We start from the raw sequence: 18,721 nt of genomic DNA, 5'->3' as shown, positions 1-18,721 counted from the left end.
CAATGGCGAAAAAGGCTGCGTCGTGCCTTTCTGGTATTCGACAGACGGCGGGAAAACCTTTCATTCCAAGGTGTACATGGATCACAGCTTCAACGCGTTTGAAGACTCGAAAGACTATACGGTGGCAGCGACCAAAGACAAGTTGTATGTAGCAAAAAAATATCAATATCGAATGGACCTTCCCGAATATGATTTAAGCGTTAGCGAATATCCCCTTAATCCCGCCGTAGACCTTAACAAGCCATATCCCCCAGGCTTTCATTCAGATAGTGCATGGCAATCGAAAAAGAAACTGATGCCGGACGGATTGCACACGCCATCCGGACAGGACAGGATCATTTGCGATCCTTCGATCAAGCCGACCAACCCGGATGCCATCCTTGCACCGCAGTGAACGATAGAGTTCACTGCTGAGATCAGATGGTGCGTCAGGAGCGAAGTCTTGAGTATGAAATTTAGCACCATTGGCGTCATTGCTGCCATATCGATATATTCGCTATGTGGTGGATGCGTCCCTTATCCAACTCCCTACGGTGTACTGCCTGTTCCTATTCCAAATCTTATTCATGGCGCTATAGAGGAAAGAGAGAATAATGAAAAATTAATGAAAGAGAGCGAATTACACGGGAAGAGAATAGACGGAAATTGGAATCAGATCTGCAAATCTATCAAAAAAAGGCTGATGCAGGAGATCCGGCGAGTCAGCTTAACATGAGTCGAATCCTAAATCACCAGGCTGATTTATATGCCTCCAATGAAGATTTCATGAGCATTGGTGGCGGAGGAAATAGTGATGCCCGGGAGAGGGAAGCCGAAAGATATCGAATTAATGCTGCGAAGTATTTAAGGTTGGCCATGAACAGCAACTATCCACCCGCATTGACGTATTTTGAATGTAGAAAATACAAAATTGATCGCATGTCCTGGCAGCCAAGTGAAGAAGATGTTGATATATTGATCAGAGCGGCATCAATGGGCGAGGCTCGATCAAAGTATCTGCTGGCCATATATGTTCATCTGTTTGGCATTGGAGAGCAACATCTTCATCAAGATACGGCAAAAGCCTACAAATTGCTGATAGAAGCCTATAAAGGCGGTGATGGTGAAGCTGCAAACGAGATAGTGAACATGGGTGATCCATCTGTCTATCCGGATGAGATTGTAAGGGAGCACGCGGGAGCGGAAAATTTGAAATATAAATATTTCGATGATTATCGAGATAGTGAGCCGGGTAATTTATATGGCATTCCAGTTTCAGCCAGAACGAAGAACCCAGACCCCTGTTCCGACGCTTACAGGAATTAGTCTTTCTCTTTAAAGTGTGAAAATTCAAATGAACCCCCCCGTATGCCTCGGCGATCCAACCACGCACGGCGGCGTCGTCAAAACCGCGTCGTCAACGTTCAATCTCGATGGCAGAAAAGTCGCCCTGTGGCACGACATCGTGTCGTGCCCCCAGCACGGCGATAACCCGATCATCGAATGCGCGGAGGGCTATAGCGAAGACGGCCGCAAATGGGCCGTCCATCTGTGCCGCACGCAGTGCGGCAGCCAGGTCATCGCCCGCAGCACGGGAATGAACATCGCATGAGCCGGACGTGGGTTATTCCGGACGTGGCCGAGCGCGATTACGACCGGCTGCCGTCGATCTGGTGGTGCGTGGTCGCCTTCATCATCATCCAGACCGCAGGCATTCTCATCACCGTACTGACGTGGGAGCAGGGCAAGCCGGTCATGTCCGGTCTCTTCTTCGTACGCGCCCTGCTGATGCCTCTGCTGGTGTGGGGCGCGGTGTGCGGGATCATCTATTCCGGTTACGAAGATTCCATCGGTTGCGCGGACTGGTGGAATTTCCTGTGCCGCAGCGCGCACGTGGACTGGCGCTACTGGACACAGGCGCATGTCGCCATCGTGCGCAGTATTGCGCTGACGTCCGAGCCGGAACTGGCCGAACGCCTGCTCGGCCTCGAAGGCAGTCCGCCGGCCAATCCAGGCGCGGTTCTGTCGTTGCCGGAAGTGGACGGCGCAGCCGGGGTATCGCGTCTTTCGCTGATCGTCGAGCAACTGCTCACGCCGTTCGTAAGCAGCGTTTCGCGGCTTGCGCAGAACCGGACGGTCGAAGTCATCCTGCAATCGGCGGCGAAGGACGACCTCACCGAACTGCGCACTGTATGGCAGAAGCTGAACCTGCCCGACCTGGTGCAGTTTGGATGGCTGCCCTGCGATGCGGAGCACACCCGTATCGAGACATGGTTCGAAGACGGCTGGAGCGCTGATTTCCGGCTGCTGGTCGCCTGCCAGCTCCACGAGGAAGAAGCGGAACCGTCGTGGTCGGAAGCTGCGGTGGCGATGCTGCTGACCCGACCCAGCGTCATCGACAGCTTCAAGGGAAAGCTGCGGCCACAGGCGCGCCTGTTCCGGCCCATTCCGACGCCCGCCGATTCGGTGGAGGAGTCGCTCGGAACACTGCTGGCTGCTGGACAGACGCCACGCGCGCGAATCCGGAACGGCTGGCTGGGCGGTCTGTCACCGCAGGGCCGTCATGCGGTGACCGGGGCGGTGCGGGAATCGGGCCTCGATCTGCAGGTGCATGACGTGGATTGCGCGACGGGTCGACCCGGACCGGTGAGCCCGCTGCTGCTCCAGGCACTCGCCGCACAGATGGTGGCTCATGGGCAGGGCACCCAACTGGTCGCCGCGCCGGCTGGCCAGAGGCTGACGCTGAATCTCGTCGGCGTAAATCCTTCGCCGGTGCCGGAGGTCGAGCCGCCCTACATGCGCATGCTGAGCCTGTCGGTCACGGCTGGCGTGAGCTGCGTGCTCGTCCTGATGATGTTCCTGCTTGAGGCGGCGGGGGCATCGCCGGCGTGGTTCTGGATGTGCATGCCGGGCTTCTTTCTGATGTTTCTGATCCAGGCCGGTGGTTCGATACTGCGGCGTCGCCTGCTGGAGGACGACTTCCGCCGTGCGCTGTGGCGTTCCGGCGCGCGCGCGTGAGTGAGCGTGAGTGAGCGTGAGTGAGCGTGAGTGAGCGTTAGTGAGCGTTAGTGAGCGTTAGTGAGCGTGACCTGTGGTGGGAGATCGAGCACCGTTGTCGCACCAGGAACACAGCGCCTGCTCCGATCTCGGCCGCTTCGTCCGGGCCGCTTTCCTGCTGTTCCCGCCCCCCGCCGTGCTCAAGCCCTGAAGATCTGCGCCGTTAACGAGGTTACCGGAGCAGTTATCTGACAACTTTAGGACTTGCCGCAGCATGCGCAACATAACGGTTCGAACCAGCCTCCTCGTCGTACTCGTCATCTTCGGCTTGATGATTGTCGTGGGCGGCGTGATGGGCGTCGTCGCGTTGAAGGTGGCGAACGGCAACGCCCAGCGCCTGCACGAGCTCGCCAGCCAGACGATTCTCGCTAACGACGGCTACAAGGACAGCACGCGCACACGGGCCGCGATGGTGCGGGCCTATTCCGCGCTCAAGGAGCAGAACGACACCGCCACGCGCGATTCGGCGCTGCAAAGCGCAAAGAAGACCTTCGACCTTTCCGCGGCGGAAACCCAGGCGCTGCGCCAGGCGCCTGCCATCGAAGGCGTGCCGGACGACCTGAAGCAGCAGCTCGTGGATTCGTCCACGCAGCTCGCCGCGGTGCTCGCGCGCGCTTCGGACGCGCTGCGCAACGGCGACACGGCGGCCTACGCCGACATCAATGGCCGTGACATCACGCCCGCGGGTGCGGCCTATTCGGCGAGCGTCGAGAAGTTTCAGCGCCTTGCGAACCAGCTTTCGCAGGACACGCTCGCGCAAGGCAACGTGACCTACGCGTGGATTGTCGGCATGGTCTTCGTGGGCGTGGGGCTCGCGCTCGCGCTGATCGTCGTGACGCACTTCGCGTTGCGACGCACGGTGTGTGCGCCGCTGGCCGAGGCAGCGGGGTTGCTGGATCGCATGGCGTCCAACGACCTGACCGTGCGTGTGCCCGGGGCCGGCCGCAACGAGATCGGCCAGCTGTTTGCCGCGATGCTGCGCATGCAGTCGGGCCTCTCGCACACGGTGGCCGGCGTGCGCGACAGCTGCGAGGAAATTCACCGCGCGGCGCGCGAGATCGCGGCAGGCAACCTCGACCTGTCGAGCCGCACCGAGCAGCAATCGGCGTCGCTCGAAGAGACGGCAGCCAGCATGGAGCAGCTGACCTCCACGGTGAAGCAGAACGCGGGCAATGCGTCGCAGGCAAGCGCGCTGGCCACGGGCGCCGCGGACCTCGCGCAGCGCGGCGGCGACGTGGTGGGCCGCGCGGTGCGCACCATGAGCGACATCAGCGGCAGCTCGCAGAAAATTGCCGAGATCACCGGCATGATCGACAGCATCGCGTTTCAGACCAACATTCTCGCGTTGAACGCCGCCGTGGAATCCGCGCGCGCGGGCGAGCAGGGACGCGGCTTCGCGGTGGTGGCAGGCGAAGTGCGCGCGCTCGCGCAGCGCAGCGCGAAAGCGGCGCAGGAAATCAAGACGCTGATCGCCCAGTCCATGGACGACGTGCGCAACGGCAACGACCTCGTCACGCAGGCGGGCCAGACGATGAACGAGATCGTGGATGCCGTGCGCAACGTGGCCACCATCATGGGCGAGATCACGACCGCGACGACCGAGCAGACCACGGGCATCGAACAGGTGGGTCTCGCCGTGGGCCAGATGGACCAGGTGACCCAGCAGAACGCGGCGCTCGTGGAAGAGGCCGCCGCCGCGGCGAACGCGCTGGAGCAGCAGGCGCGGTCGATGAGGGAGGCGGTTTCGGCGTTCCGGTTGGTGGGGTAGGGGCTTGGAGTTTCTGGTTCGCCAGCACCTGGCAGCACCTGGCAGCACAGGTGCGAACCAATTCATGAATCTTGAAAGACCTGTTGAACCTGCAAGTCTCAAAGTTGCGGATCATTTATTTATGACGCGCCAGACGAAATATCTAATACCGCAGCGCTCTCGCTAAATAAATCAGACAATTCATGCGGGTATATACCGCATGAAAGATCTATTCCTCTGCTGTTTTGCATCGGGCGGCACAACGCGACTGCAGACGCCGGATGTATTAATTTCGTGTCGTCAAGTTCTCGCCGCTTGACACAAATCAAGCTGGCTATTGCGTGACGCGCGCAAATTTGGGCGACACATGTGAGGCGAGTTCCTTTCGTTGCGATTTCCACAGCCCAACGCCACCCACCTCTTCGCTTACCGAATACAGAACGCCTTACCTGGGAAGAGTGCGCGCCAGACGCATGTCGTCCTTGAGTCGTCGCATACAGGCCGCAAGGTGACTTCGGCCGTCCGGCGGCTTCATTCGTGAATTCGGGGATAGACGGACTTAAAGTTCTGGAGGGACATTATGTTTGAAAGGCAAGCGAGAAACGCGATTTGCGTAGCGGTTACGATTATCCTGGCTGCATGTGGAGGAGGCGGAGGCGTTTCTGCTCCGTCTAATGCAGATCCCCAGGGTATTTGGCTCGGCACGTCGAGCACCGGGCTTTCTGTTTCGACGTTGGTGTTGGAAAACAAGCAGTATTACGCGATCTACTCCTCCGGCAATGTGGTCGAAGGTCTGGTGCAGGGAACACTCTCAGTGAGCGGAAATTCGATTTCGGATAGTTCGGGTGTCGATATTGCCCCTGGCTCGGGTGCCATTCACGCGACCCTTAGCGGCACGGTGTCCGCGAGGCAATCACTTTCGGCTACGGTGACAGAGGGCGGCCAGACAGGGACCATCAATGGGAATTACGACGCCGCCTATGACACGGCGCCAAGCCTCGCTCAAGGTGTAGGCACGTGGACGGGATCGGCCGCAGGTACCGCGGGTACCACGACTATCACCGTGGCGTCCGACGCGACCTTTACGGGCTCGAACGGGCCGTGCACCTTCAGCGGTTCCGTGAAGCCGCGCGCCAGCGGCAAGAACGTGCTGGATGGCACTGTCACGTTCAACGACGCTTCATGTACGGCAGGGGCCGGAGCGACGATGGGATTCGAAGCGTTCTTCTCTGGAAACCAGCTGTTTGCCGCCGGAGTCAATTCAGCGAGAAGCGACGCATTCGTGTTCGTTGGCTCAAAGAGCTAGAGCGTTGTCTACGGCTGGTCGCAAGGGTATCCGGGCGACCAGCAATCGGTCCGCAACCAATACCACACGCGCGAAACACGCCACTCCCGCTTCGAAAAAGCCCTCACCTCCTATCCCACGGCGCCACCCCGCCAAACGCCTCGGCCAGAAAATCGATCATCGCGCGTATCTTCGCGCTGAGATGCCGTCGGCTCGGGTACAGCGCGAGTACGTCGATATCGGGCAAGCGGTACTCCGGCAAGATCTGAACGAGCTTGCCGGCGCGCAGGTCGTTACCCACCAGAAACGTGGGTTGCCAGATCACGCCTTGTCCCGCGAGCGCCGCCGCGCGTGCGGTATCGCCGTTGTTGCTGCGCATGTTGTAGTTGACCTTCACGGCGTGCGCGTGGCCTTTGCTGTCGATGAGCTGCCACTCGTCGCCCGTGGATGCGTACAGGTAGCCGATGCATTGATGCCCGGCGAGGTCGGCTGGCGTTACCGGATGTCCGCACCGCTTCAGGTAATCGGGCGACGCGCAGACGATGTTTCTCGATGTCGCGAGCTTGCGCGCGGCGTGGTTCGTCGAGCCCGTGCGGGAGATGCGAATGGCGAGGTCGTAGCCTTCATCGACGATATCGACCACGCGGTCAATCAGCGCAACGTCGAGTTCGACGCGCGGATACCTGCGCATGAACTCGGGCCACAGCGGCGCCAGATGCAGAATGCCGAAGCTCACGGGCGCGTTGATGCGCAGCCGTCCGCGCGGTTCCACCGACGCCGACGACACGAGCCCTTCTGTTTCCACCACGTCGTCGAGAATCGATTTGCAGCGCGCGTAAAGCGTTTCTCCGCCTTCGGTGAGCGAGAGTCTGCGCGAGGTGCGATTGATGAGACGGGTGCCGAGATGCGCTTCCAGTTCGTTCACGTAGCGCGTCACGTTGGCGGGCGAGGTTTCGAGCGCATCGGCTGCGCGCGTGAAGCTGCCGCGGCTGACTACAGTCACGAAGACTTCATAGGCGCGCAGTCGGTCCATATCCGTCTCCGATCATTCAAGGATGCTGAATGATATACCCACGTTTTATGCCTTCTTGCGCCGGTTGCCCACGCCTATAGTGCTGCTCACCGGCCGGGGCATGGGGCTCCTGCCAGCACACTGCAGCAGGAGATGAACATGCAACGCTTGACAGGAAAAGTCGCCATCGTGACCGGCGCCAGCGCGGGAATTGGTCGTGCCACGGCGAAACTGTTCGCCGCGGAAGGCGCAAAGGTGGTGGTGGCGGCGCGCCGCGAATCCGAACTCGAAACGCTGGTTGACGAGATTGCCCGCGAAGACGGCGAGGCCGCGTTTCTCGCGGGCGACGTGCAGTCCGAGGACTTCGCCAAAGCACTGGTCGAACTCGCCGTGAGCCGCTTCGGTCGCCTCGACATCGCCTATAACAACGCCGGCACGCTGGGCGAAATGGGCCCGACCACGGGGGTGTCCGAGGCGGGCTGGTCCGCCACGCTCGCCACCAATCTGACGAGCGCCTTCCTCGGCGCGAAGCATCAGATTCCGCAGATGGTGAAGCAGGGCGGCGGATCGGTCATCTTCACGTCCACCTTTGTGGGCTATTCGTTCGCGTTTCCGGGTACTGCGGCCTACGCGGCGAGCAAGTCCGGCTTGATCGGCCTTACGCAGGCGCTTGCAGCGGAGTACGGACCGCAAGGCGTGCGCGTCAATGCCGTACTGCCCGGTGCCGTGGATACGCCGATGTACCGCGGCATGAACGACACCGCCGAGTCGCAGGCCTTCGTGACGGGGTTGCATGCACTCAAGCGCGTGGCACGGCCGGAGGAGCTGGCGCGCTCGGTGCTTTATCTCGCGTCCGACGATTCGTCGTTCGTGACCGGTACCGCTTCGCTCGTGGATGGCGGCGTGTCGATTACGCGGACCTGATACGCGCTTCGCGATATCGATTGGGGGCTTCTGCGTTTGCTTATGTCTCTGCCTCTGCTTTGCCTTGCTGCGCAGCGCCCCGCCTCGCAGTGTCCTTTATCCCATCGCCACGATCACATGCGCCTGAATCTTGCCGGCCACCGGGCCGTTGCCGTAGCGGTCGGCAAGGGCCTGGGCGGCGCGCTGCGTAGCGAACTGAAGCAGACCGGCGTCGCGTGCCTCGATTTCGTTGCGCAGCGGCGTGCCTTCGCAATAAGCGATGGCGACGTCGTGTGCCGAGGCCGCGCAACTCAGCTTCTCGTGCGTCTCGATCTGGATCGTGGTGAACCCGGCTCGACTCAAGTCGTCGCGAATCAGCGCGACGTCGTGATAGCCGTGCGGCGTGCGGGCGAGAAACCGCGGCGGGTCGTGCGGAAACACGGCAGCGAGTGCGCGCGTGATCTCGTCGGCGAAGGCGTTTTCTTCGATGCGGTCCCACACGTTGAAGACGAACCGACCGCGAGGCTTGAGTACGCGACGCGCCTCGGCGTAGCCCGCTGCGCGATCGGGAAAGAACATCGCGCCGAACTGGCAGCAGACCGCGTCGAACGCGGCCTCTTCGAACGGCAGGTGAAGTGCGTCGGCCTGCTTCCACTCGATGCGGCTGTCGGCGCCCTGCCGCCCGGCGGCATAGTCGAGCATGGGCTGGTTGAGGTCGGTCACGACATAGCGTGTGGTTGCGTCCAGCCTGGGCGCAAGCGCGCGCGTGACCGCGCCGCTGCCCGCCGCCGTTTCGAGCACCGAGCGAGGCGAGGCAGCCGCGACAAGCGCGGCCAGGTCGGCGGCGTAACCCTCGAAAATGAGCGGCACCATCAGCGTGTCGTAGAACTTCGGGATGGAGCCTGAAAACACCTTGTCGCGCTCGGTCATGACGCCTCCTGTGAAGGCTTTCGATGATGCCGTCGAGCATGCGCTGTGGCGCGGGCATGGGCGGCCCATGCGCTATGGTGGGCGCCCGCATGGGGCGCGTCAATTTGGGTTTTGGAGCTGGGTTTTGGCGCGGTGCCGCGGCGGGCGCGGCGGCGCGAGCCTGACCTGCGCTCGCGAGTCGACATGTCCCTGCACGGCGTGCGGCCGTGCAGGGACGGCGGGAGAGGGCGTTAGCGGTCTGCGCTGTCGCCGGAGTCCTCAGCTTGCATGAGCGCGTTATCCGACGTGACGAACATGCCGTTGGCAGTGGCCGTCGCGAAGACGATGGCTCGCGTGCCCATCACGTAGTAGGCCGTGCCGCTCACGGGCGTGGCCGAACCGGTATTGAGCGCGAAGCTCGCCGAGGCGCTCGTCAGAATGAACGGCGCCGAGCTGGCCTGCGTCCAGGTGGCGGCTGTGAGCGTGGGCGTCGCGGTGGGCGTGTTCTTCGCTGCGAAGTCGAAGTCGAACTCGCCCTGAACCGATGTGGGCGCCGACATGGCCCATCCCGACCCGCTCGGCACGATGCATTCGCCCAGCATGCCGCCGCCTACGCCAGGCACGAAGCCGCTCAGACGAACCGGCTGGCCTGCGGCGCAGGTGACGCCCGCGCTGTTGCTCGTCGCCGTGGGGACCGCCACGCCGTTCCACACGGGCGCTGCGCCGCTCGCGGCCAGCACCGCCGAGAAGTTCGTCAACACGTTGGTCCCCGTGTTCACGCCGCCGCCTTGCATCGAAAACGCGCTGCCGCCTGTTACGAGCGCGCTCGACACGGTGCCCAGCTTGCCGGCCAGTTGCCAGGTCTGCGTGCCGTTCGTGATGGTCAGCTTGATAAGGCTGCCGCGAATGTTGCCCTTCACGTTGCCGTCGGTGGAGGTGATGGTGCCGTCGCTTGCAACCGTGAGCGCGGTGTCGGCGAAAACCGCTGCCGGCGTGACGTTCGTGGGTGCGCTCGTGATGCTGGCCGCTGTCAGCTTTGTGCCAAGTCCGGTTTCGGCCACGAGCGCCTGAAGCTGATACGCGCCGGCCGGCACCACGGATGAGGCCGCTTCCACGGCGTCGCCCGTGGAGAGTTGCGGGCCGAACACGTCGTCGGAGCTGATGGCTTGCTGAAGCGTGGTGAGCGCTGTCGTGCAATTGCCGCCGAGTGCGGCGGCGGCCGAGGCGAGCGTCGTCGAATTGCCTGAGGTCAGGTTCGACGCCGCGGCGATGGCAGCGGCAAGGTTCGTTGTCGAGGTGATCGTGGTGGACGGGGTGCAGAGATTGTCCCCCACGGCCTTGATCGCCGATGCAATGACGAGAATGTCGCCGCGATAGGTGCGCAGCGTCGTGCGATAGCTGCTGTGCGTCAAGGCCGCGTACGAGCCGCCGTTCACCTGCGCGTAGACGGCGAGCGCGGACGTGGTGACGGGCGTGATGTCGAGGTCGGGCAACTCGTTCGCGCTGAGCTTGCCGGCTGCCACGATAGTGGCGCCGGAGCCCAGGTAGCTGGAGAGCACGAGCGAGGTTTGATTCGGATCGGTCGCGTTCGCGAAGATGGGCGCGGCGGTGGAGGGCACGTTCACGCTGCCCGTGAATGTGCCGTCGGCGCCTGCCGTCACAGTGCCGATGACGGTTGCGCCCGAGTCGCCTTGCGGCGCGCCGGACGTAAAGACGATGCGCGCGTTCGCAATCGGGCTGTCGATGGCCGCGCCGCTCAGCGCCGCCGCTGCAACGGGCGTGGGGTTCGACGCGGTCGTTCCGCTGCTGCCGCCACCGCCACCGCCACCGCCGCCGCAGGCGGCAAGCACGGCCATGGATGCCGCGACGGGCAGCCAGATCAGGCGTCGAGCAATGTCGCCAGACGGCGATTGAAAACGCAAACGATTGCGTAAGCCTGCGCACTGCAGGGTCTTGATCATGGAGTCATCCTCCTTGTTATGGATACCCTGGGTAACGGCACCCTTTTTTAGAACTTCAATTAGTGGGACGAATAAAGATCGCGAGGCAGCTATCGCTACTGCGGGATACAAGGCCACGCGCATTTCCGGCAAGTTGCCGTTCATTTCGCACAAGGTTTTCTGCGCCGCTGCTGTCGATTCCCGTCCGCCCCGTTCGTCGTCGTAAGAAACCGATGCGAACCTGACGAGTACCCGACAAACACCCGACCCGCACCCGACCCGCACCCGACCCGCACCCGACCCGCACCCGACCCAAGGGAGGCTCCATGCCGCAGCAAAACGAGCAACCGGTTTCCAGCGCGACCGGTTCCAACCCCGACCCCCGGCGCTACCGCTGGACCATCGTGATCGCCGGCGCCGTCATGACCTGCGTCGCGATTGGCGCAATGTTCTCGCTCGCCATCTTTCTTGCGCCCATCACCGCCGACACGGGCTGGTCGCGCGCCGGTATTTCGAGCGGCATGACGCTCAACTTCCTCGTGATGGGCGTAAGCGGTTTCGGCTGGGGCGCGCTCAGCGACCGGCTCGGCGCGCGGCCCGTGGTGCTGGCGGGCGCGGGATTGCTGGGACTGGCGCTCACGCTCGCCAGCCGCGCCCAGTCGCTCATGCAGTTTCAACTGGCTTACGGCGTGCTGGTCGGCATGGCCGCAAGCGCGTTCTTCGCGCCGATGATGGCCGCTACCGCGGCGTGGTTCGACCGGCAGCGCAGCCTCGCGGTCTCGCTCGTATCCGCCGGCATGGGCGTGGCGCCGATGACCATTTCGCCGCTTGCCCGCTGGCTGGTGTCGGCCTACGACTGGCGCACGGCCATGTTGCTGATCGGCGTGCTCGCGTGGGTGACGTTGTTGCCGGCGGCGCTGCTGGTGCGCCGTCCGCCTGCCGTGCCCGCTGCGAGTGCCACGGCAGGCGTGCCGCTCGCCGAGGCCGAAGGCATGCGCGGCCTCGACGCACTACGCACACGCCAGTTCCTCGCACTGGGTCTAACCTACTTCGCCTGCTGTGCCGCGCATTCGGGTCCCATCTTCCACATGGTGAGCTACGCCATGCTCTGCGGCATCACGCCGATGGCGGCGGTGAGCATCTACAGCGTGGAGGGGCTGGCAGGTCTTGGCGGCCGCCTGTTGCTCGGTGTGCTCGCGGACCGCTTCGGCGTGAAGCCTGTGCTCGTGGCCGGGCTGCTCGTGCAGGCTGTGGTGATCAGTGGTTATCTGTTCGTGCGCCGGCTGGAATCGTTCTATGCGCTCGCGCTGATTTTCGGCGCGGCTTACGGCGGTGTCATGCCGCTTTACGCGGTGCTTGCACGCGAGTACTTCGGAACGCGAATCATCGGGACGGTGCTGGGCGCGGCGACGCTGCTCTCGAGCATCGGCATGGCGCTGGGGCCGGTGGTGGGCGGCTGGATCTTCGACCTCTCCGGGCGCTACACGTGGCTTTATCTCGGCTCGTCGCTGGTGGGGCTGGGAGCTGTGGCTATTGCACTCGTGTTTCCGCCGTTGCCGGACCGCGAGCGGTCGGCGCAGTTTGCATAGCGCTGCGGCGTTGCACAACGACTTGCACGACCCGCGCAGCGGCCGGCCGCCACGCCATTTCCAATGGCCTGGATTTTCGCGCGCTGTGCCGTCCTATCAAGGATTCCCGCAGCTTGAGCCGCTGCCATACCGCGTCGTAGAATCGCTGCACATTGCCCTGGGGGAGCCTCATACGCGCCATGATCCCGCTCATTTCCGTTACGAAGCTCAGCAAGAGTTTTCCCGGCGTGAGGGCGCTTCATGAAGTGCAGTTCGAACTCATGGCCGGCGAGGTGCACGCGCTGATGGGCGAGAACGGCGCGGGCAAATCGACGCTCATGAAGATTCTCGCGGGCGTCTATACCCGCGACAGCGGCGACATGCTCTACGACGGCCAGCCCGTCCACTTTCAAAGTCCACGCGAAGCGCAGGCGCTCGGCATCGGCATCATTCATCAGGAACTCCAACTGATGAATCACCTCACCGTCGCGCAGAACATGTTCATTGGCCGCGAGCCGCGCAAGGGTTTCGGCCTGTTCCTCGACGAAGACCGGCTCAATGCGCAGGCACGCGAAATTCTCGCGCGCATGCATGTGAAGATCGATCCGCGCGCCATTGTCGACACGCTCACGGTCGCGAAGCAGCAGATGGTGGAGATTGCGAAGGCGCTGTCGTTCGATTCGCGCGTGCTCATCATGGACGAACCCACCTCGGCGCTCAACGATGCCGAGATTGCCGAACTCTTTCGCATCATTCACCAGTTGAAGAGCCGCGGCGTGGGCGTGATCTACATTTCCCACAAGATGGACGAACTGAAGCAGATTGCCGACCGCGTCACGGTAATGCGCGACGGCGAATATGTGGCGACCGTGAGCGCGCAGCAAACGAGCGTGGAAACGATCATCGGCATGATGGTGGGCCGCACGCTGACCGACGTGGAGCCGCCCGACAGCGCGGCCAGCAAGGGCCAGGTGGCGCTCGAGGTGAAACGGCTGAATGCCGGCCCGCTCGTGAAAGACGTGAGCTTCACGCTGCATAAGGGCGAGATACTGGGCTTCGCCGGTTTGATGGGCGCGGGCCGTACCGAAGTGGCGCGCGCGGTGTTCGGCGCCGACCCGATAGAGTCCGGCGAGATCGTGGTGAAAGGTGCGAAGGCCACCATCAGGCGGCCCAGCGACGCCGTGCGCCACGGCATCGGTTACCTCTCCGAAGACCGCAAGCGCTTCGGGCTCGCCACCGGCATGGACGTCGAATCGAACATCGTGATGTCGAACCTGCGCAAGTTCCTTGTGTCCGGCTTCTTCCTGCGCCGCGCGCAGATACGCAAGACCGCATCGCATTTCATCCGCCTGCTCGCCATTCGTACGCCTTCGGCCGCGCAGGAAGTGCGGCTGCTTTCGGGCGGCAACCAGCAGAAGGTGGTCATTGCGAAATGGCTGGAGCGCGACTGCGACGTGCTGTTCTTCGACGAACCGACGCGCGGCATCGACGTGGGCGCGAAGACCGAGATCTACAAACTGCTGCGTGCGCTGGCAGCGCAGGGCAAAGCGATCGTGATGATCTCGTCGGAGTTGCCGGAGATTCTGCGTATGAGCGACCGCATCGTCGTGATGTGCGAGGGCCGCATTACCGGCGAACTCTCCGCGAATGAAGCAACGCAGGAGCGCATCATGCAGCTCGCCACCCAGCGCGAAACGTTGAAAGCGGCGTGAGCAAAAAGAACTTCATGAGAGGTCCATGACATGACAGTGCCTACGGAAAGTTCAGCGCTGGGCGACGAGCGGCGGCCAGCGGGGCTGAAGGCGCTCAGGGCGCGTATCTTCGCGCCCGCGGCGCTGCAGAAGATGCTCGCGTTCGCAAGCCTGATCCTGCTGCTGCTGTTCTTCAGCTTCGCGTCGCCGGCCTTCATGCAGATGGACAACATCCTCGGCATTCTGCAGGCCACAGCGGTGAACGGTGTGCTCGCCATTGCCTCCACGTTCGTCATCATCACGGGCGGCATCGATCTTTCCGTGGGCACCTTGATGACCTTCACGGCCGTGATCTGCGGCGTGTTCCTCACGTACTGGCATCTGCCGATGTGGATCGGCGTGCTGGCCGCCATCGGCACGGGCGCACTGTGCGGCACCGTGTCGGGCACGCTCACGGCGAAGATGAAGATTCCGCCGTTCATCGCCACGCTGGGCATGATGCTGTTGTTGAAGGGGCTGTCGCTCGTCATCTCGTCGGACAAGCCCATCTATTTCAACGACACCGAAAACTTCTACATGATCTCGCAGGACTCGCTGATCGGTTATCTGCTGCCGAGCGTGCCCGTGCCGAACGCGGTGCTGATCCTGTTTTTTCTTGCCATCGTGAGTTCCATCACGCTCAATCGCACGGCGCTTGGCCGCTATACATTCGCACTGGGCAGCAACGAGGAAGCGGTGCGCCTCTCGGGCGTGAACGTGGACCGCTGGAAGATCGCGATCTACGGCCTGGGCGGCGCGATTTGCGGCATCGCCGGTTTGCTCATTGCCTCGCGTCTCAATTCGGCGCAGCCCGCGCTCGGGCAGGGCTACGAACTCGAAGCCATTGCGGCGGTGGTGATCGGCGGCACCTCGTTGAGCGGCGGCTCGGGCACGATTCTCGGCACCATCATCGGCGCGTTCATCATGAGCGTGCTGACCAACGGCCTGCGCATCATGTCCGTCGCGCAGGAATGGCAGATCGTGGTGACGGGCCTCATCATCATTCTCGCGGTCTACGCCGACATTCTGCGGCGCAGAAAACGGTGACGCGCGCATCGTTCATCTGAACAAGGAAAAGACTCGAAGATTGGGAGCGGTTCAACGCGCCCACATACGGCTGGAGGTTGATAGTCCACCTTAGGAGGAGATGTCCATGTTGAGAACGAAAAGAAGAGTGATCGGCGTCGTGGCCGGGATCGGCGTGCTCGTTGCAGGAGCGGGCATGGCGCGTGCGGAGGAGCCCTATATTCCGCTCATCTCGAAGGGTTTCCAGCATCAGTTCTGGCAGGCCGTGAAAGCGGGCGCGGAAGAATCGGCGAAGGCGCACAACGTGCGCATCACGTTCGAAGGCCCGGAAACCGAGGCCATGGTGGACAAGCAGATCGACATGCTCTCCGCCGCGCTTGCGAAGAAGCCCCAGGCGCTGGGCATTGCGGCGCTGGACAGCAAGGCCGCGATTCCGCTGCTCAAGCGCGCCCAGGCATCGAAGATTCCCGTGATCGCGTTCGATTCGGGCGTGGATAGCGACATCCCGCTCACCACCTGCGCAACGGACAACCTCGCGGCCGCAGGCCTCGCCGCCGACAAAATGGCCGCGATGATCGGCAATGCCGGTGAAGTGGGCGTGATCGTGCACGACCAGACGAGCCGCACAGGTATCGACCGGCGCGACGGCTTTCTCAACGAGATGAAGGCGAAGCACCCGAACGTGAAGATCGTTTCGGTGCAGTACGGCGGCGGCGACCACTTGAAGTCCGCGGAAATCGCCAAGGCCATGATCGAATCGCATCCGAATCTCAAGGGCATCTTCGGTGCCAACGAAGGGTCGGCGGAGGGCGCGGCCATTGGCGTGAAAGAGTCGGGCAAGAAGCTCGTGCTGATCGGCTACGACTCGGGCAAGGAGCAGAAGGACGACATCAACTCGGGGCTCATGGCGGGTGCCATTACGCAGAACCCGGTCGGGATCGGCAAATGCGTGGTGGACTCCGCCGTGAAGGCGCTGAAGGGCGAGAAGCTGCCGAAGAAGGTGGACACCGGCTTCTACTGGTACGACAAGAGCAACATGAGCGACCCGAAGATCGCCGCGGTGCTCTACGACTGATCGCCTTCGCTGAACAGGCGGCACGAGAGGAAGGGCGGCTCGCCCTTCCTTTCCTTCGAATGGCACGCCATCCGCATCCGCCCCGTGCGGCGGCTTGCGGCTGATCGACTACTGCGGTTGTTGCGGAGAATGCCCAGATGACGACGATTACACGGCTGTCCGTGCGGGACATCCGCTTTCCGACTTCGCGCTCGCTCGACGGCTCCGACGCGATGAACGCGGCGCCCGACTATTCGGCCGCTTACGTCATGCTCGAAACCGATTCGACGCAAGGCTTCATCGGGCACGGACTCACCTTCACGATCGGGCGTGGCAACGAAATCTGCGTCAGTGCCGTGCAGGCGCTGGCGCCGTTGATTGTCGGCAAGTCGCTCGAACAGCTTGCGGCGAACATGGGCGCGTTCTGGCGCGAGTTCACCTCGGACAGCCAGTTGCGATGGATCGGCCCGGACAAGGGCGCCATTCATCTGGCCACGGCGGCCGTGGTGAATGCCGTGTGGGACCTGTGGGCGAAGGCCGAAGGCAAGCCCGTGTGGAAGCTGCTGGTCGACATGCGCCCCGAGGAACTCGTGCGTTGCCTCGACTTCCGTTACGTGACCGATGCGATCACGCCGCACGAGGCCATCGCGCTCTTGCATCGCCATGCCGCGACGAAAGGCGAGCGCGAACAGGAGATGCTCGCGCACGGCTATCCCGCGTACACCACGTCCGCAGGGTGGCTGGGCTACGACGACGACAAGATCAGGCGGCTTGCGCGCGAAGGCATTGCGCAGGGCTGGACGCACTTCAAGCAGAAGGTGGGCGGCAATATCGAAGAAGACGTGCGGCGCGCGCGCATTCTGCGCGAAGAAATAGGCGAGCGCTGCAAGCTGATGATGGACGCAAACCAGGTGTGGGACGTCGATGAAGCCGTGACGAACATGCGGCGCCTGGCCGAATTCGACCCGTGGTGGATCGAAGAGCCCACGAGCCCCGACGACATTCTCGGCCACGCGGCCATTCGCCGGCGCATTGCGCCCATTGGCGTGGCCACCGGCGAGCACTGCCATAACCGTGTGATGTTCAAGCAACTGCTGCAGGCACAGGCCATCGATTTCTGCCAGGTGGACAGCTGCCGCCTGGGTGGCCTGAACGAAGTGATCGTCGTGCTGCTCATGGCCGCGAAATACGGCGTGCCCGTGTGTCCGCATGCGGGCGGCGTGGGGTTGTGCGAGTACGTGCAGCACATATCGCTCTTCGACTACATCTGCGTGTCGGCGTCGCTGGAAAACCGCGTGCTCGAATATGTAGACCATCTGCACGAGCATTTCGTCGACCCGGTGGTGATCCGCAATGGCCGTTATGTGCCGCCGCAGCGGCCGGGCTACGGCATCGAGATGCACGCGGCGTCGCTCGAGCGGCATCGGTTTCCGGATGGGCCTGTGTGGCAGGCGTAAGTGGGGTTGCCGGGCTTACCTGCTTGAACGGCCGCTTGAATCCGCCGGGGTGTCGGCACCAAACCGCTCCACCACGAAATCGATAAAACTGCGGAGCTTCGGCGACGTCTGCCGCTCGCGCAAATACAGCAGATTGAGCGGCCTTTCAGGCGCCGGAAAGGCCGGCAGCACTTCGACCATGCGCTTTGCGCGGATATCGTCGCCCACCAGAATGCTGGGCAGCATGGCGATGCCGAGGCCGCCCAGCACGGCGCGGCGCAACGCCTCGGCGTTGTCGATCCTGAGCTTGCCGTCGATGGCCCGCTCATCTGCCCGTCTGGTCCGTGAAAGATCCATTCGGGCTGGGTGGCGTGCCATTCCGAGCGCGGCGGGAACGCGTAGGTCAGACATTGATGCGAGGCTAGCAACTCAGGCGTGGAGGGCGCGCCATTCGCTTCGAGATAGGCGGGCGATGCGCAAAGCACCAGCCGATATGAGGCGAGAGGACGCGCCACCACATCGGGATTGCGCAGCGTGCCGATGCGAATGGCCGCTTCGAAACCATCGTCGATCAGGTCTGAAAGCGCGTCTGTCGCCACGATATCCAGCTTCACTTCGGGATAGCGGCTGCAATAGTCCGCCATGGCGGGAATCAGGCATTCGTTGCTGAAGACCACGGGCGCCGTCACGCGCAGGCGTCCACGCGGCGTCGCGAGATGGTCGAGCGCAAGGCGTTCCGAGTCGTCCACGAGCCCCAGAATTTCGACGCACCGCTCGTAATACGCCTGGCCGAACGCGCTCACCTGCTGCTTGCGCGTGGTGCGGTGAATCAGCCGCGTGCCGAGCCGCGCCTCCAGCGCCTGAAGATGATTGCCGACCATGGTCGGCGACAGATCGCAGGCCACAGCAGCCCCCGTGAGGCTGCCGGTTTCGACCACGCGCACGAAGACGGTCATCGCTTTGAGAAGGTCCATTGCCCCATATTAGTGGGTTCTGTTGCAAGCTGCCCTGCGTTTATCCAGCCGCACTACGGGAATAGAGTGGCCGTGCACGATGAGCGGATCGCCCGGTCCGC

At 62.7% G+C, this 18,721-nt stretch carries 16 protein-coding genes and 1 pseudogene; 13 read left to right on the top strand and 4 right to left on the bottom strand.

Annotated elements, in window-relative coordinates:
- The 7 genes from PXJ20_RS25130 to PXJ20_RS25100 all read left to right on the top strand — a co-directional run.
- The coding region (locus PXJ20_RS25130) for a T6SS immunity protein Tli3 family protein (RefSeq protein ID WP_421057444.1) at positions 1-394 on the top strand (394 nt) is incomplete at its 5' end.
- Between the two features lie 48 nt (positions 395-442).
- Positions 443-715 (top strand): hypothetical protein, encoded by a 273-nt coding sequence (locus PXJ20_RS25125; RefSeq protein WP_421031747.1) that lies wholly within the window; start codon positions 443-445, stop codon positions 713-715.
- Between the two features lie 50 nt (positions 716-765).
- Positions 766-1,305, top strand: coding sequence for a hypothetical protein (locus PXJ20_RS25120; RefSeq protein ID WP_421057443.1), 540 nt, complete (start codon positions 766-768; stop codon positions 1,303-1,305).
- A 28-nt stretch (positions 1,306-1,333) separates the two neighbouring features.
- Entirely contained in the window at positions 1,334-1,591 is a 258-nt protein-coding gene (locus PXJ20_RS25115; protein ID WP_421031749.1) for a PAAR domain-containing protein, read from the top strand.
- A 23-nt stretch (positions 1,592-1,614) separates the two neighbouring features.
- On the top strand, positions 1,615-2,997 hold the full coding sequence (locus tag PXJ20_RS25110; protein ID WP_421031750.1) for a hypothetical protein: 1,383 nt from the start codon (positions 1,615-1,617) through the stop codon (positions 2,995-2,997).
- Between the two features lie 253 nt (positions 2,998-3,250).
- Positions 3,251-4,804: a methyl-accepting chemotaxis protein gene (locus PXJ20_RS25105; RefSeq protein WP_421031751.1), complete on the top strand. Its 1,554-nt coding sequence runs from the start codon at positions 3,251-3,253 to the stop codon at positions 4,802-4,804.
- A gap of 718 nt (positions 4,805-5,522) precedes the next feature.
- Positions 5,523-6,089, top strand: a complete 567-nt coding sequence (locus tag PXJ20_RS25100) for a hypothetical protein (protein WP_199540465.1) — start codon at positions 5,523-5,525, stop codon at positions 6,087-6,089.
- A gap of 103 nt (positions 6,090-6,192) precedes the next feature.
- On the opposite strand, the gene PXJ20_RS25095 is transcribed toward PXJ20_RS25100, so the two are convergent.
- A complete protein-coding gene (locus tag PXJ20_RS25095) occupies positions 6,193-7,101 on the bottom strand; it encodes a LysR family transcriptional regulator (protein WP_421031752.1) in 909 nt (302 codons plus the stop codon).
- A 138-nt stretch (positions 7,102-7,239) separates the two neighbouring features.
- On the opposite strand from PXJ20_RS25095, the gene PXJ20_RS25090 reads away from it, so the two are divergent.
- Entirely contained in the window at positions 7,240-8,004 is a 765-nt protein-coding gene (locus tag PXJ20_RS25090) for an SDR family oxidoreductase (RefSeq protein WP_026121441.1), read from the top strand.
- Positions 8,005-8,100: 96 nt separating this feature from the next.
- Here PXJ20_RS25090 and PXJ20_RS25085 read toward each other — a convergent pair whose 3' ends face one another.
- Together PXJ20_RS25085 and PXJ20_RS25080 are read right to left on the bottom strand one after the other, a co-directional pair.
- Entirely contained in the window at positions 8,101-8,913 is an 813-nt protein-coding gene (locus tag PXJ20_RS25085) for a class I SAM-dependent methyltransferase (protein ID WP_421031753.1), read from the bottom strand.
- Between the two features lie 230 nt (positions 8,914-9,143).
- A complete protein-coding gene (locus PXJ20_RS25080; protein WP_421031754.1) occupies positions 9,144-10,853 on the bottom strand; it encodes a hypothetical protein in 1,710 nt (569 codons plus the stop codon).
- A 305-nt stretch (positions 10,854-11,158) separates the two neighbouring features.
- Between PXJ20_RS25080 and PXJ20_RS25075 the strand changes: the two genes are divergently transcribed.
- The 5 genes from PXJ20_RS25075 (at position 11,159) to PXJ20_RS25055 (ending at position 17,667) form a co-directional block, all read left to right on the top strand.
- Positions 11,159-12,421, top strand: a complete 1,263-nt coding sequence (locus tag PXJ20_RS25075) for an MFS transporter (RefSeq protein WP_421031755.1) — start codon at positions 11,159-11,161, stop codon at positions 12,419-12,421.
- Positions 12,422-12,600: 179 nt separating this feature from the next.
- Positions 12,601-14,112 carry a sugar ABC transporter ATP-binding protein gene (locus PXJ20_RS25070; RefSeq protein WP_421031756.1) on the top strand — a complete coding sequence of 504 codons (1,512 nt, stop codon included), beginning with the start codon at positions 12,601-12,603 and terminating at the stop codon, positions 14,110-14,112.
- A 30-nt stretch (positions 14,113-14,142) separates the two neighbouring features.
- Positions 14,143-15,177 (top strand): ABC transporter permease, encoded by a 1,035-nt coding sequence (locus tag PXJ20_RS25065; RefSeq protein ID WP_017774831.1) that lies wholly within the window; start codon positions 14,143-14,145, stop codon positions 15,175-15,177.
- Between the two features lie 106 nt (positions 15,178-15,283).
- Positions 15,284-16,231, top strand: coding sequence for an ABC transporter substrate-binding protein (locus PXJ20_RS25060; protein WP_413215551.1), 948 nt, complete (start codon positions 15,284-15,286; stop codon positions 16,229-16,231).
- 137 nt (positions 16,232-16,368) lie between these two features.
- On the top strand, positions 16,369-17,667 hold the full coding sequence (locus PXJ20_RS25055) for an L-fuconate dehydratase (protein WP_421031757.1): 1,299 nt from the start codon (positions 16,369-16,371) through the stop codon (positions 17,665-17,667).
- Between the two features lie 15 nt (positions 17,668-17,682).
- Here PXJ20_RS25055 and PXJ20_RS25050 read toward each other — a convergent pair.
- Positions 17,683-18,620 (bottom strand): annotated as a pseudogene (locus PXJ20_RS25050) (LysR family transcriptional regulator).
- Positions 18,621-18,721 lie beyond the last annotated feature (101 nt).

This window comes from Paraburkholderia sp. A1RI_3L (assembly GCF_048957895.1).
GTDB classification, from domain to species: domain Bacteria; phylum Pseudomonadota; class Gammaproteobacteria; order Burkholderiales; family Burkholderiaceae; genus Paraburkholderia; species Paraburkholderia kururiensis.
This window is presented reverse-complemented; position numbering and strand designations above follow the sequence as displayed.